This is a genomic window from Flavobacterium shii, from assembly GCF_025847235.1.
GTDB classification, from domain to species: domain Bacteria; phylum Bacteroidota; class Bacteroidia; order Flavobacteriales; family Flavobacteriaceae; genus Flavobacterium; species Flavobacterium shii.
In genome coordinates this window covers 74,026-90,166 of the sequence record NZ_JAOZEW010000003.1, presented here as the reverse complement: position 1 = coordinate 90,166, position 16,141 = coordinate 74,026, and the positions used below count along the sequence as shown (strand labels likewise).

The following is a 16,141-nucleotide window of genomic DNA, read 5'->3' as shown; positions in this document are numbered from 1 at the left end:
AGACAATATCTTCGCGGACTTAGCGTAAATCTTCGCGGACTTCGCGGTTAAATTTTATGTCATAGATTAAAGGATTAACTTGATTAAAAATTCAATATTCCAAAGAGGCATTCGTTAGAAAAATGAATCATTATATTTTCCTTTTTGGGATTTTCAATAACTAATAAATCATAAGGATTTAGATGATATGGCTTTTCATTAATTTTAATAACTGTAGTATGTAAAGAATATAAAATTATTATTTGAGCATTACAGTTCTGATTACTATTGGTTATTTTCAGTTTGTGATGGGATATTTTTTCAGAAACCATCCAATTAAAATCATTGCCTTTTGTATAAGAAGTTACATCATCATCCGAATTAAATTCCATGATTTCATATTTCTCATATGCTTTTTTTTCTTTATTTACCTCAATATCTAAGCTGTTATCAAGCATAACCAAGTATCGATAATACCCTTTAAATTTGGTAAACTCCGAAGGCTCTTTCTCTATTGTAGCACTGCTTATTCTGAATGCGAAATCTCTATCGGTATAGCTTGCTGTTTTCGGATATATCATGTATTCATAAGTCAATCCACCACTCCAAATAGAGGCTGTACAATCTTTTTTAGACAAAAGGCTTATGTTCATTTTTTATTATTTTCAGAGGATTAATTTAAGTTCTTGACAGAAGAAAAACAGATTGTTCTCTAAAGACTTTTTTATAAGGTTCAAAGAGGCAAAGGTTCAAAGGAACTAAGGTTTGAAAGGCGCAAGGTTACTGATAACCAAAGTTTAGTTTCTTAGCGTCTTAATGAGGTAACACTGATTTCTTAGCGAACTTAGCGTATCCCTTTGCGCTCTTTGCGGTTATTTTTTTAAAGCTTAAACCTTTTTTTCTAAGACAATAAACTCCAAAGGGTCTTTTGCAACAGTAACATGAACATCACTTTCTGGAAAAGGTTCTCTTACACCAGTATCTACATAACCGTTACGTTTGTACCAAGCAACGAGTTCTTCACGAACAGATATTACCGTCATTACAATTCTAGGTAATCCCAATTCTTTTGCGTGAATTTCGGCTTGATGTAATAGTTTTTTACCGATACCGCTATTTTGTAACTCAGGTGAAACCGTAAGCATTCCTAAATAGAGTTTGTCCTCTTTTTCTATCAATAAAACACAACCAATTATATGATTGTTTTCTGTGAATTTTAAGATAGTATTCTTGGAGTCTTGTATCGTTTCAGTTAATTCTTCTTCGGTAGTTCTTTTCCCTTCTAATAAATCAGCCTCGGTTGTCCACCCTTTTTTAGAAGATTCACCACGGTAAGCCGAATTTATTAATGTATTTAATGCTGGAATATCTTGTAATGTTGCTTTTGTAATCATGGATTTTTGTATTCTTGAGATTGGTTTTTTCAAAGATAAAAAAAAGCTACAAAAAAAATAATTGTAGCTTTTGGTTTAATAGTTTATTGTTAGGAGAGCTTATTATAAATCCGCATAATTATTGGAATTTACTTCTCTTAAGATTTGTGAACAAAACGTTTATGTCAATAATCGGTGTGGAATCTTTAAATTTTTTAATTCTTAAATTATATTAATCCAACAACCCGCTACTCAATATAATCTTTCTAATTTCAGTTTCAAAATAATAAGAAACATTGAAGTTCTCAAACGCTTGGTTTTCTAAAATAATAATGCTTGTATCAGTTTCAGGATAATATAAGTTAACAGAAGTAAATCCTTGATCGGGTATAATTCCTGTATGACCAAATTCTTTTATTTTTGCCTCATCATTTACTCGAATTCCGTATCCATATCCAATTTCTTTTTCGCCAAAAACAGGATGTTTATCTGTAATATTATAAGTTGTCATTCGAGTATAAGTAGCTTCATTTAAAAGTCTTCCTTTATGTAAAGCATTATTCCAATTACTCAAATCGTTAACAGTGCTCACGAGTCCAGCAGCAGGTACTTGTTCTCTAGGAATTACAATACCTTGGATCTCCATGTTTGTATTATCTTTAAAATACTCACGGCCTTTGATTATATTTTTTTCATTTTTAGCATTTGGGAAAAAACTATTATACATATTAGCTTGCTTAAGCAATTCAGTTACATTTTGCTCATATGTTTTATTAGTAGTTCTTTCTATAATTTGTCCTAGCAAAATATAATTAAGATCAGAATATTTAAATTGGGCTCCGGCAGCAAAAGCAGTAGGTTTCTCTAAATCCACAATACCCGAAGTATGATTCAATAAGTTTTCTACTGTTATGGTGTTTGTCCAAGGTTGTGCGAGGTTAGGTAAATATTTTTTTATAGGAGTGCTTAGAACGACTCTTCCTTTTTGAACTTCCTGTAGAATCAAAACAGCGGTTATTTGTTTACTATTCGATAAAATAAAAAAATGATCGGTTAATTTAAGCGGTATTTTTTTTGTGTAATCAGAATATCCATACGCCTTAGAATATTTGGTTGTTCCTTTTTGGGTTATTAATATAGCTCCATTAAATGGTCGAACCGAAGTCGTTTTAATCAGACTATCTATTTTGGCGCTGTAATTGTCTTTTTGAGCAAAAATAGTTTGGTTTGATACAAAAAATAAAAGTAGGGCAAGAGGAAGAAAAGGCAACTTTTTTTTCATTTTTTTAGAAGATTACTTTTGTGGTTTATGATAAGGTTTATAACACAAAAGTAATAGAATTTTTGTTAATCTGTTTTCTGCAAATAATAAATATTTAGCCTAAAAATGATTTTAATTCTTCTTTGTTGGTTCTTTTTTCTTCTAATAAATTAGCTTCGGTAGTTCATCCTTTTAGAGGCTTAGGTTCTGTAAGCCGAATTGATTAATATGTTTAATGTGGGAATGTCTTCGAGTAATGCTTTTGTATTCATGTTATTTAGTAAAATATGGATTGCTTACAGCTTTAGCTCAATGTTATTAAGTTAAGGGAAAATCTATAATAGTGTATCGAATAAATTTATCGCAAAGACCAAAATTTGTGAAGTTTTTTTGAATTGGCTCCAGCTTTAGCTGGAGTTTATATAAAATCAACATGAAAGGCTTTAGCCAAAAATGCTTGATTTGGCTAAAGCCTTATCGTTGTGCGTATTAATCACCTCCTGCTTCAGCTGGAGGCTATTCAATAAATTTAATACTCAAAAAAGTAGTGTTTTTACCCAAAATTTTTTGAGTCGTAATTATCTTATAAAAAAGCTTAACTTAATGGGATTGAGCTTTAGCAGGAGAAATAAGATTACATTAGAAATGGCTTTAGCCTAATCTTTTGTGTTTTTGGCTAAATTATGCTGAGCATTCTATGATAAAAAACAAGTAAAAAGAGTTAAAATTCAAGATGCAAATTTATAAGTATTTATATAGGGAGTTTCTCTAGTTATAACTGCAAAAACTCTGCTTATAAGTTTACATCTAATATTATTTAAAACCAACATTGAATTTTTACCTTCAAGTTTTTTCTTATTGTAGTATTCTTTTAATTGAGGGTCATATTTTATTGATGTCATAGCACACATTTGTAATAATGACTTCATTTTTTTATCTGCCATATGATTTACTCTTGTCCTTCCTTTTACACTCGAACCTGAACTATGTTCAAAAGGAGCAACACCTGAATAACAGGCGAATTGTCTCCAGCTTTTAAAAGCTGTAAATCCTTTTGTAGCAATAATCAAATACACGCTAGTTTGCTCGCCTAGTCCAGGAATTGATCTAATAAGTTGGACTTGTTTAGTTAATTGATTACTTACTTTAATGATTTTTTTAATTTTTGATTCAATTTTATGGATAGAGTTTTTAATCGATTTTACTAGAGCTAGATTAATTTGAGATACTTCTTTAAAGATTATTTTATCTGTAAAAGCTTTATTTTCCTTGGTAGTTTGTATGAGTAATAACGCTTTTAGCATTTTTTCTCTTTCAGTATAAAGAATTTTTAATTTTTGAATATCTATGCTTGTAAGAGTGAATAGTTTTAATTTATCTATGTTTCTATAACTATAGTAAGAAATATCTTTAGCATCAGTTTTATCATTTTTCCCTCTTGAAATACCTTTAGATTTTTTTATTTCAATAGCGGGAACAATCCATAAATCTAGATTAAGTTTAACTAAAACACTTGATAAATGATTGGTATAAACGCCTGTATTTTCACAACAAAAAAGAGTGCATTCTTTATCAACTTTTCTATCAATCTTTTTAATAAAAGCAGTAACACTTTTAATATTGTTTTCTATGATAAAATGCTCTGATTTAAGAGTTAAAACATCAAGAATATTAATATCTAATTTAGCTTTTGATACATCAATGCCAACATAAAATAAATACTTTTTCATAACTTTGAATTTAAGATGAATAAAAATGTTGAACTTCTTTAGAGCCTTTATTAGACCGTCATGTCTATCATTCTATTTGAAGCAATTCAACGAGATTCAAGGAGAAGGCAGAGGACTAATGCTCAGCATGGTTCTTAACTAGCGAAGTCTAAAGTTCACCTCTGCTTTCCTTTGAATAAAATTAAAGTTTTTTATCTAATCCAAAGTAAAGGCGAAGTCTCCCGACTTCGTACCCGTAGCTATATTCCGTTCCGATATCATGTAATTTACTTTGTGGTTAATTGGAACGGGTACGAAGTCGGGAGACTTCGCACAGCGATTGTAACACTTCGCAGAGCGGGAAAAAATCTAAATAATACGACATATAGTGATAAATAAAAAAACGACTGAGATTTATTCCAGTCGTTTAGTATATTAAAATATAGATAGATTATCCCAAGAAACGCTGTGGAAAGTCTCCTGACTTCGTACACATTGTTATACTCCGTTTACATTGTTCATTAGAACAGGTACGAAGTCAGGACTTCACACAGCGATTACGATTGTTGAGAAGGAAGACTTTGTTGAACAGAGTTTTATTTATCTTTTAAAATTTATTACAATATTATTATTGTCTATAATTCTTAATTCGTCTAGCCAATGAAAATTCATCTCTTGTAGATTTTGTTGAAGAAAATTAATAATATTTCTAAACTCAGGAATTATCGATATAATATCAAATTTTGGAATAACAAAATGTTCGTCAATTTTCAAGTACTCAGAATATTTAATTTCGTACGGAATTTCGTAAATCTCATTGTCTGTTGATATTCTTAGAATTAATGTGTCAAAAGACATATGATCATTTTTATAAACTGCAATCTCAATTATTTTACTTAGAATTAGCTTGTGGTTATTTTCATTTATAGAAAACAAAATACCTCCTTCCTCTATTTTTATTTTTAGCGAAGATTTATTTATTCTCAGCTCATTCCATAAATCTATTTTGATCATACGATTTACTAAGTTACAATGATTATATGTTTGTTATGAAAGTCTTTGTACCGTTTTCAAAATTGAATTTATGGTCATATGGTATATTAGCTTCTGTTTCATACTGAATTATTAAATCTGCACCTTCCAAAATAAAAGTTCCGTGTCCTGTTATAACCTTATGCTGAGCGAAGTCTCCCGACTTCGTACCCGTAGCTATATTCCGTTCCGATATCATGTAATTTACTTTGTGGTTAATTGGAACGGGTACGAAGTCGGGAGACTTCGCACAGCGATTTATCCCAAGAAACTCTTCAACTCCTCATAACTAGAAATCTTCACGCTAACTTTCTTTTCATTAATAACACTTTTAATTTGTTCTGGAATCGGAAGTGTAATTCCTAAAGCAGGTTCAACAACGTCAAGGAATTTAATAGGATGTGCTGTCTCTAAGAAAATACCAATTGCATTGTCATGCTTTTGTAATTCTTTTTTCAAACCTAAATAACCTACCGCTCCGTGTGGTTCAGCAATATAACCGTTAGTTTTATAAATCTGTTTCATAGCTTCCAGTGTTTCTTCATCAGTATAACTATAAGAAGAGAAGTCTTTTTTGAAAGCTTTTAAATCATTTTGGTACATTTCCTGAATACGAATAAAATTACTCGGATTCCCAACGTCCATTGCGTTAGAGATTGTAGCTTTAGATGGTTTTGGATCATATTTTCCGTTTTCTAAGAATCTCGGCACGGTATCGTTTACGTTTGTAGACGCTACAAAATGTTCAATTGGTAAACCTAATTTTTTAGCTATAATACCAGCACAAATATTTCCGAAATTCCCACTAGGGCAAGAAAACACCAATGGTTTGTTTTGTTTTTTCAAAGCTTTATAAGCAAAAAAGAAATAGAACATTTGCGGCAACCAGCGTGCAATATTGATAGAATTTGCTGAGGTAAGGTTTTTATGCGCTAGTGTTTCGTCTAGAAAGGCTTTTTTTACCATATCCTGACAATCATCAAAAACACCATTAACCTCCAAGGCTTTGATATTTTGACCTAATGTTGTCAGTTGCTTTTCCTGAATGTCACTTACTTTTCCTGAGGGATACAAAATAACAACTTCTACACCTGCAACACCAAGAAAACCGCTTGCAACCGCTCCACCAGTATCACCCGATGTTGCAACTAGAACAGTGTTTTTACTGTCTTTTTTGTCTTTATTAAAATATGCCAGACAACGTGACATAAATCGTGCGCCAACATCTTTAAAAGCCATTGTAGGTCCGTGGAATAATTCAAGTGAATAAATTCCTTTTTCGACTTCGACAACAGGGAAATCAAAACATAACGTTTCGGCAATAATTTCTTTTAAAACATGCTCAGGAATTTCATCTCCAACAAATTGTTTGATGGCTTCAAAAGCAATTTCTTCGTTGCTCAGATTTTCGATTGTCTCAAAAAAAGAAGCGTTTAATGGTGTGATAGTTTCTGGAAAATACAATCCTTTATCACTTGCTAATCCTTGTATTACAGCTTCCTGAAAAGAAACCTTTGGTGCATTATGGTTTAAACTATAGTATTTCATTTTTTTTTATGGTTTGGAATCCCCACCCCAACCCTCCCCAAAGGGGAGGGAGTTGTAACCGGATTCAGGATATGTTTATTCGATTTCTATAATTGTAAATTTCGATTTTTTTATTCCCCCTTCGGGGGTTAGGGGGATTAAATTACACGTACTCCCTCAGGATTAATTTTCGAAACGTGAATTTCGTATGGTAAATCTATATTGTCATATACTTCACTCATGGCTTTACCAATTTTTTCAGCGGTTTCTTTTCCTCTGCTTAAAGCAAAAATAGAAGGGCCAGAACCTGAAATTCCAGAGCCTAATGCGCCATTTTCTAGAGCCGCTTGTTTGATTAAATCAAAACCAGGAATCAAGACACTTCGTAAAGGTTCTACGATTTCATCATGAAGAGATCTTCCGATTAAATCGTAATCTTTAGTATACAATCCAGCAATTAAGCCACCTACATTTCCCCATTGCATGATGGCACTTTTTAGGGAAACATTTTGTTTTAATACGGAACGTGCATCAGATGTCTTTAACTCAATTTGAGGATGTACAACTGTAGCATATAATTCTTCTGGACTATCTATTTTTATAATATCCAGCGGATTGTAGCTTCTTACCAAAGTAAAACCGCCTAAAAGGGCAGGAGCAACATTGTCGGCATGAGCATTTCCGCTAGCTAATTTTTCGCCTTGCATTGCAAATTGTACCAATTCTTTTCTAGAAAATGGACGTCCTAATAATTCGTTTATGCCAAATACAGCACCAGCAGAACTTGCGGCACTACTACCAATTCCGCTTCCGGCTTTGATATTCTTATAAATTTCGATCTCAAATCCAAAATCGGTTTCTATGGTTTCAAGCATTGCCAATGCTGCAACTCCAGCCACATTTTTTTCTGTTTCTAAAGGCAAATCGGCGCCAACAATTTTTGTGATACGAACGCCTTTTTGATCCGATTTGCGAACGATCATTTCATCGCCCGCAGTTTCTAAACAAAGTCCGAGAACATCAAATCCACACGAGAGATTGGCAATTGTTGCCGGACAAAATAGTTTTATTTCTTTCATTTTTTTTTTAAGTTTCTGAGACTCTAAGTTGCTAAGCTCCTAAGCTTTTTCTTTAATAACCTCTTTATATCTTTATAATAGTATTTAGAATTCCTAAGATACTAAGTTTCGTGTTTTTCTCAGAACCTTAGTAACTTAGCATCTTAGTACCTTCCTCTAATTATTCCCTATTCGAATTACATCTGCAAAAATTCCTGAAGCGGTAACTGCTGCTCCAGCTCCTGCACCTTTTATAAGCAAAGGCTGATCAACATAACGATCGGTGTAAAACAATACGATATTATCTTTTCCTTCCAGGTTATAGAATGGATGATCTTTTGGGATGAATTGTAATCCTACGCTTGCTTTTCCGTTTTCGAATTGAGCTACATATTTTAACCTTGAATCTTTGCTTAAAGCTTCATCATATATAGCTTCAAAATGTGCTGAATGTTTCTTTAATGATTCAAAGAAAGCTTCGTTTGTAGTTGTTGCAAGAGATTCTGCTGGCATGAAAGATTCGTTTGCAATAGCATCGATATCCATTTCATAACCACTTTCTCTAATCAGGATTAAAATTTTTCTGGCAACATCTATTCCACTTAAGTCAATTTTAGGATCCGGTTCTGTAAAACCTTGTACTCCAGCTTCTTTTACGACATCGTGGAATGAGTTGTCTTTATTAAAATTATTAAAAATGAAATTTAAACTTCCTGATAAAACAGCTTGAATTTTATGTACTTTGTCACCAGATGCGATTAAGTTTTTTACAGTATCTATAATTGGTAATCCAGCGCCAACATTGGTTTCGAATAAAAAAGGAGCATTATATTGACGGGATAAACTTTTTAGTTTTTTGTAATTATCATATTCAGATGAACAGGCAATTTTATTACAAGTTACAACGGCAATACTTTGTTTTAAGAAGTTTTCATAAGTTTCCGAAACACTTGCATTTGCAGTAATGTCTACAAAAATACTGTTACGTAAATTCAGTTCTTTTGCACGTTCTATAAATAAGTCCTTACTAGCAGTTTCTCCGTTTTCAAGATTAGATTGCCATTCTTTAAGAGAAATTCCATCCTCGTCGAAAATCATTTTTCTTGAATTGGATAAAGCTATAACGCGAACATTTATCTTTAGGTTTTCTTTCAGAAACTTTCTTTGATTGTGAATTTGTTCGATGAATTTTTCTCCTACATTTCCAACTCCCATTACAAACAGGTTGAGTTGTTTGGTGTTTTCTTCAAAGAAGTTTTCGTGTAACGTATTTAGTGCTTTTTTTACATCACGCTCATTAATTACAACCGAGATATTTCGCTCGGATGCACCTTGTGCAATGGCACGAATATTTACGTTATTTTTCCCCAAAGTACTAAACATTCTTCCGCTCAAACCTTGGTGATTTTTCATGTTTTCACCAACCAAAGCAATAATGCAAAGATTTTTCTCGACGATACAAGGATCAACTTTATTTTGAGTGATTTCTACTTCAAAAGCTTGATTAATTGCTTGTTCAGCATTTTCGGCATCGGCATTTAAAATACCAATACAAATAGAATGTTCCGATGAGGCCTGAGTAATAAAAATAACATTGATATTCTCATTGGATAAAACTTCAAAAAGGCGTTTTGATGAACCTGCAACTCCAATCATTCCCGGGCCTTCAAGAGTAAGTAAGGAGATATTATCAATATGGCTAATTCCTTTTACAGGACTTGTATGAGTAATTACTTTGTTCGAAATATAAGTTCCTTCCGATTCTGGTTCAAAAGTGTTTTTGATTACAATTGGAATATTTTTTCTTAATACAGGCTGAATTGTCGGTGGATATAAAACTTTGGCACCAAAATGAGATAACTCCATCGCCTCCTGATAAGAAATTGATGCAATTGGTTGTGCTTGTTTTACAATTTTCGGATTGGCAGTGTACATTCCGTTTACATCTGTCCAGATTTCTAATTCTTTTGCATCAAGTGCACCAGCCAGAATTGCAGCAGTATAATCAGATCCACCACGGCCTAATGTAGTAATGATTCCATCTAGAGAAGAAGCAATAAAACCAGGCATGATAACTACTTGAGATTCATTTGTAGCAAAATAATCACGAATTAATTGATTCGTAACTTCAAAGTTTACGGCAGCTTTCCCAAATTGATTATTGGTTTTTATAAGTTCACGGCTGTCTTTATAACCGCTGTTTTTATTAGTTTGTTTTAAAGCCTCGGCAATAATATATGACGAAAGTAATTCTCCAAAACTCAAGATAGTATCTGATGTTCTATTGGATAATTCGCCCAATAAGAAACAACCATCAAGTAAAGTTTCAAGGTGGTTTATGATTCTTTTTACGTGGCTTAATAAGCTACTTTGTTCACTAACAGGAATTAAAGCTTTTAAGGTGTCTAAATGTTTTTTCTCTATTTCGGCAACTATATCTTTAAAACTTTCGTCATTAGAAGCAGCTTTTGCGGCAGCAGCCTGAAGTAAATCGGTTACTTTGCTTAAAGCGGAAACTACAACTACTAATTGATCTTGTTTTGATTTTTGGTTTACAATTTCTAAAACTCTTTTTATATTTTCGGCATTGGCGACCGAAGTACCACCAAATTTTAATATTCTCATTGTGATTATTTTATTTTATAAATACAAGCGTTTATACGTATTCAATGCCTTTCTTCTTTTTAGGAAAAAAAGTATGGATAACTGGATTATATGTAAAAATGTATACCCCTAAGGGGTAGTAGTAATTGTAGAAGTTGTTGTAGCAGTAATTGCAACCCAGTTTTGAGTTGTTATCGAAGAGTGATATTTTATACTGTTATCTTTCATTTTTGATTTTTCAAATGTACAAGTTTTTATAAAGAGCAAAAAATCAAATTGGGTTTTTACGAATATTTTAATAATCAGGTGAGTAATATTGTTATACTGATTATTTGTTAAAATTAAATGCTTCAAAATAGGTTATTCATATATTTACGTTGAAATTAGGGTGTTGTTTTTCTTTTGCTTAAGCTAAAAGAGGAATCTAGTTTGCTTATAAATGATGTTTCATGGGCTAAATAAATAGATGTATGCAATGTAGGACTTCTCTTTTTAATATTTACCATCTTATTTTTGCTTTCAAGTTATAAAGGTTTATATTACTGAGAATTGATGTAATTAATTTTAAAAGAATCATTATTAATGAATTGTGTATTTAACATGTAAAATCTTTAGTTATTTGTGTTTGTTTTAGCTGTTTTCGCTGAAATAATTAAAAAAAACATAAAAAATGAAGAAAAAAATTACCCTGTTATTTATGTCTTTTTTCATACTTGTATCTTGTCGTAGTGAAGAAGATAATTCCGTACCACCTGTCGTACCAGTTGTTCCCGTCGTTCCAATAGCTCCATCAGCCCCTACGGCAACTCAAGCAGTTTTGAATGGAAATGTTGTAGATGTAAGTTGGCCAGTTGTGGTAGGTACTGGTATTACATATAATGTTTACAGAAATGGTAATCCTGTAAAAATTAATACAGTTCCACTTTCTGAACCAAAATTTACAGATGTACTTGCGTCTACGGGCACTTTTTCTTATTCTGTTACGGCTAATTCAGGAAGTTTGGAAAGTATAAAAGGGGTGGTTTCTGACAAAGTAATACTTGAGCTTCCTAAAACAAAAACGGTAGAATCAATTACTAGCAAGTATAACACGAAAACAGAATACATATATACTTATGAAACAACCAATATCACCAAATTAGTAAGCGAAACTCTTAAAACGACTACTACTAGATTAAGTGATCAAACAGCAATGGTAACGGATCGAATCGGTAAGTATACCTATAATGGAGATTTAATTGAAAAAATAGCCTACTATAATGTTGATAATAATGCTTTTGTATCTTCTATTGATTATGTATATAATGAAAAAAAGAAATTGGTGTCTGTGATAAGAAAAAAATCAGATGGAAGCAATAATATAATTAATTATGTATACAATGATGATGGAACAACTACTATGACGAATGCTAGTTCGCCTAATTTTGAGACTTGGGTGCTTACTTTGGAAAAAGGTAATTTGGTAAAATACGTTTATTCAGTTTTACTAGGTGGTACTATTAATTATAAAGAAGTAGCAAATTGTGTTTTTGATACAAATGAATATGTATACAAGAACGTTTTTGCACATAATAATTTTTTTGGAACTAGTACTAGCTATAATAACGAAATTAGCTCTTCGGTAGTTGTAAGTGAGAATGGAAGTGTATTTGAGACGCTATCATCAAAAAGTGAATATACTTACAATGAAAATGGTTACTTTTTGACAAAAAAAAGATATGATACAACATCTTCTATACCGGTGCTAACTGAAAAAACTACTTATACTTATTAATTTAAGAGTTTTTTTATATTTCTAAAATTAAAGCAAAAGCAACTCTAAACGGGTTGCTTTTGTTGTTTTTGGCTTGTCTCTTTATTTTTATTTACTATGAAGATTAAATAATCCTCAATAAACATTGCTTTTTAATATTGATTTGCTGAATTTTGACGTTCAAATACAATACAAAATGAACAACATCCATTATATCAGTACTGAGCTACTGAATTTAGAGCAACTACAAGAAATAATTGTAGAGCAAAAAACATTAGAATTATCTGATGAAGCAAAAATTAACGTTCAGAAGTGCAGAGATTATTTAGATAAAAAAATGGCCTCACATTCTGAGCCTATTTATGGTATCAATACAGGATTTGGATCACTTTGTAATGTGAAAATTTCTAATGAAAACTTATCTAAACTTCAAGAAAACCTTGTAAAATCTCATGCTTGCGGAACAGGTGAGGAGGTACCACAAGAAATTGTGAAATTGATGTTGTTGCTTAAAATACAATCTTTAAGCTATGGGCATTCGGCTATACAATTACAAACATTGGAACGTCTTGTAGCATTCTATAACAATGATGTTTTACCAGTTGTATATACGCAGGGATCACTTGGAGCATCTGGAGATTTAGCGCCATTGGCACATTTGTCTTTACCGTTATTGGGTGAAGGTGAAGTATATTTTGAAGGTAAGAAAGTGCACTCAAGCGAAGTTTTAAAGCATTTTAATTGGGAGCCAATAGTATTACAATCCAAAGAAGGATTAGCATTATTAAACGGAACACAATTTATGAGTGCTTATGGAGCACATATATTAATGAAAGCATATAAGTTTTCTTATCTAGCCGATTTAATTGGGACAATTTCATTAGAAGGTTTCGACGGAAGAATTGAACCTTTCCATGAATTGATTCATTTTATACGCCCTCACAAAGGACAAATTGTTACTTCACAGCGTGTCAAAGAATTCCTAGAAGGAAGCGAAATTATAGAGCAGGTAAAAACGCATGTTCAGGATCCTTATTCGTTCCGTTGTATGCCACAAGTTCATGGAGCATCAAAAGATGCGATTGATTATGTGAGAAAAGTTTTTAAAACCGAAATAAATTCAGTTACCGATAATCCTAATATATTTATCGAAAGCGATCAAATTATTTCTGGCGGAAATTTCCACGGACAACCTTTGGCATTAGCCTTAGATTTTATGGCAATTGCTTTGGCAGAATTAGGAAGTATTTCTGAAAGAAGAACGTATCAGTTAATTTCGGGATTGAGAGATCTTCCGGCATTTTTGGTTGATAATCCAGGTTTAAATTCCGGGTTGATGATACCACAATATACCGCAGCAAGTATTGCAAGCCAAAACAAACAATTGGCAACCCCAGCTAGTGTTGATAGTATAGTTTCAAGTAACGGACAAGAAGATCACGTGAGTATGGGCGCTAATGGTGCTACAAAAGCTTTGCGTGTTATGGATAATTTAGAGCGTATTCTTGCTATCGAATTACTTAATGCTTCTCAGGCAATTGCCTATAGAAATCCTTTAAAATCAAGTGAATTTATAGAGATGTTTCTAAGTAGCTATCGTGAAGTGGTACCGCTGGTTACTGAGGATAGAATCTTACATTATGACATAGAAAAGACTATTTCATTTTTGAATAGTTTCCAAATTGAAAATGATTTGTTAACAATGGCTTAACATAGCGAAAGAATATTGAAGTAATTTTGCAGTATTAAAAAGATAAAAATGTCAATAAACAGTATTTTCCAATTTTTAGTGCCGAAAGACAAAAAATTCTTTCCACTTTTTGAAGAAGCATCAAGCAATTTAATTGAATTAGCTTCAAACTTGCACGAAGCAGTAAATCTTCCTTTGAAAGAAAGAGAAGTGCTTTTTCAAAAGATTGATGAATTGGAACAAAAAGGCGAAGATATCACGCGTCAGACTAACCTTGAATTGAGTAGAAACTTCATTACACCATTTGATAGAGAAGATATTCACTCGTTGATTACCTCTATTGATAACGTTGCCGATCATTTGCATGGAGCTGCAAGCAGAATGAGGTTATATCAAGTTGATAAGATTACAAAATCTATCAGAAAAATGACAGAAATCAATCTTGAAGCATGTCAGAATATTGATAGCGCTGTGAAAGAATTGAGAAATTTAAAGAATTTTAAAGTCATTAAAGATGCTTGTGCCAGGATTAATAAACTGGAAAATAAATCGGACAATGTATATAACAAAGCAGTTTTTGAAATTTTTGAAAACGAAACAGACGCTAAAAATATTATTAAATATAAAGAAGTGTTATCTGTTTTAGAATCAGCAACAGATAAATGTAAGAGTGTTGCAAACATACTAGAATCTATTTCTGTAAAACATTCTTAAATTCAATTCATTTCATTCTGAAGTTATAATTTTATGACGCTACTTATAATTATTATAGTATTAGCTTTAATTTTTGATTACATCAACGGTTTTCATGATGCGGCAAATGCTATAGCTACAGTTGTTGCTACAAAGGTTTTAACGCCTTTTCAGGCCGTTCTTTGGGCAGCATTTTTTAACTTTTTGGCATATTGGGTTTTCGGATTTGGTGTTGCAGATACTGTTGCTAAAACAGCTCACACTATGGAAATCAATCTGGTTGTGATTCTTGCAGGGGTAATTGCAGCTATTTGTTGGAATTTATTGACTTGGTGGTTAGGAATTCCTTCTAGTTCATCGCATACTTTAATCGGAGGTTTTGCCGGAGCAGCAGTTGCACATGCAATCGCTGTACATGGATTCTCAGGTTATGTAGGAGAAGATGGAACAACGCAATATTGGTACGAAATCGTAAGTTGGTATAAGGCAGGGAAAGATGGAGGGATGCCTTCGGGAGTTCTTATCATTATTGCTTTTATTGTTCTGGCACCTTTATTAGGAGCATTGGCTTCGTATTTAATATCGATCTGGCTGTTAAATGCTTCTCGTAAAATAATTGGTCCTAAAATATTTACAGTAGCCTTAATGATTGCTACGGTTTGGTTGGTTAGTAGTCTAATGGTACCATATGCTAATATTGATAAACCTAGATTCGAGTCACATTTTTGGAGTGTAGCTTTTGATCCGCACAATATTAAATGGTTTTTAGTTGCCTTTATTATCTTAACAGTAAGTGCTTTTTGTTTGATATTCAGTAGTCTGAATTTACATCAGGCAGATGCAGCTTTAAAGAAAATGCAATTATTATCTTCTGCGGCCTTTAGTTTAGGTCATGGTGGTAATGATTCTCAAAAAGTAATGGGTATTATTGCTGCGGCTGTGGCGGTATATATTCATACAAATCCAGGTGTTCATATGGATTCTTGGTTAGATGTTGTATTGCCAAATGATGATTTAGGTGTAAAAGGAATAATGCCGGGATGGATTCCTTTGGCGTGTTATTCTGCTATTGCAGCTGGAACATTAAGTGGTGGTTGGAAAATTGTAAAAACAATGGGTTCTAAAATTACAAAAGTGACTTCATTTGAAGGTGTTGCTGCCGAAACCGCAGGAGCATTAACATTATATTTTACAGAACATTTAAAAATACCAGTAAGTACAACACATACTATTACAGGATCTATCATCGGAGTTGGATTAACAAAACGTGTTTCTGCTGTTCGTTGGGGAGTTACTGTAAGTTTGATTTGGGCTTGGATATTGACAATTCCTATTTCGGCTATTTTGGCTGCGATAGTATATTATATACTTAGTATTTTTATATCATAAAAGACTAAATGAGAATAAAAAAAAGGATAGTTTCAATCAGGAAACTATCCTTTTTTTGTTTGTAGAAATGAAT

13 protein-coding genes are annotated in these 16,141 nt (G+C 32.4%); 4 read left to right on the top strand and 9 right to left on the bottom strand.

The window, feature by feature from the left end; genetic code table 11:
* Positions 1-83: 83 nt before the first annotated feature.
* The 9 genes from OIU83_RS04095 to thrA form a co-directional block, all read right to left on the bottom strand.
* A complete protein-coding gene (locus tag OIU83_RS04095; protein ID WP_264204994.1) occupies positions 84-632 on the bottom strand; it encodes a HutD family protein in 549 nt (182 codons plus the stop codon).
* Positions 633-866: 234 nt separating this feature from the next.
* Positions 867-1,373, bottom strand: a complete 507-nt coding sequence (locus OIU83_RS04090) for a GNAT family N-acetyltransferase (protein ID WP_264204993.1) — start codon at positions 1,371-1,373, stop codon at positions 867-869.
* Positions 1,374-1,584: 211 nt separating this feature from the next.
* Positions 1,585-2,634 (bottom strand): serine hydrolase domain-containing protein, encoded by a 1,050-nt coding sequence (locus tag OIU83_RS04085; protein WP_264204992.1) that lies wholly within the window; start codon positions 2,632-2,634, stop codon positions 1,585-1,587.
* Between the two features lie 707 nt (positions 2,635-3,341).
* Positions 3,342-4,343, bottom strand: a complete 1,002-nt coding sequence (locus OIU83_RS04080; RefSeq protein WP_264204991.1) for a transposase — start codon at positions 4,341-4,343, stop codon at positions 3,342-3,344.
* A 579-nt stretch (positions 4,344-4,922) separates the two neighbouring features.
* Entirely contained in the window at positions 4,923-5,336 is a 414-nt protein-coding gene (locus OIU83_RS04075; RefSeq protein ID WP_264204990.1) for a hypothetical protein, read from the bottom strand.
* A 22-nt stretch (positions 5,337-5,358) separates the two neighbouring features.
* A complete protein-coding gene (locus OIU83_RS04070; protein WP_264204989.1) occupies positions 5,359-5,553 on the bottom strand; it encodes a hypothetical protein in 195 nt (64 codons plus the stop codon).
* A 59-nt stretch (positions 5,554-5,612) separates the two neighbouring features.
* Complete coding sequence (thrC, locus tag OIU83_RS04065) at positions 5,613-6,902, bottom strand: threonine synthase (RefSeq protein ID WP_264204988.1); 1,290 nt, start codon at positions 6,900-6,902, stop codon at positions 5,613-5,615.
* A gap of 137 nt (positions 6,903-7,039) precedes the next feature.
* A complete protein-coding gene (locus tag OIU83_RS04060; RefSeq protein WP_264204987.1) occupies positions 7,040-7,960 on the bottom strand; it encodes a homoserine kinase in 921 nt (306 codons plus the stop codon).
* A 156-nt stretch (positions 7,961-8,116) separates the two neighbouring features.
* Positions 8,117-10,564, bottom strand: coding sequence for a bifunctional aspartate kinase/homoserine dehydrogenase I (thrA, locus tag OIU83_RS04055; protein WP_264204986.1), 2,448 nt, complete (start codon positions 10,562-10,564; stop codon positions 8,117-8,119).
* 649 nt (positions 10,565-11,213) lie between these two features.
* Between thrA and OIU83_RS04050 the strand changes: the two genes are divergently transcribed.
* From OIU83_RS04050 to OIU83_RS04035, 4 genes are all read left to right on the top strand, one after another.
* On the top strand, positions 11,214-12,317 hold the full coding sequence (locus OIU83_RS04050) for a hypothetical protein (RefSeq protein WP_264204985.1): 1,104 nt from the start codon (positions 11,214-11,216) through the stop codon (positions 12,315-12,317).
* Positions 12,318-12,492: 175 nt separating this feature from the next.
* Positions 12,493-14,007: a histidine ammonia-lyase gene (hutH, locus tag OIU83_RS04045; RefSeq protein WP_264204984.1), complete on the top strand. Its 1,515-nt coding sequence runs from the start codon at positions 12,493-12,495 to the stop codon at positions 14,005-14,007.
* A gap of 48 nt (positions 14,008-14,055) precedes the next feature.
* Positions 14,056-14,700 carry a DUF47 domain-containing protein gene (locus OIU83_RS04040; RefSeq protein WP_264204983.1) on the top strand — a complete coding sequence of 215 codons (645 nt, stop codon included), beginning with the start codon at positions 14,056-14,058 and terminating at the stop codon, positions 14,698-14,700.
* A gap of 33 nt (positions 14,701-14,733) precedes the next feature.
* Positions 14,734-16,068 (top strand): inorganic phosphate transporter, encoded by a 1,335-nt coding sequence (locus tag OIU83_RS04035; RefSeq protein ID WP_264204982.1) that lies wholly within the window; start codon positions 14,734-14,736, stop codon positions 16,066-16,068.
* Positions 16,069-16,141 lie beyond the last annotated feature (73 nt).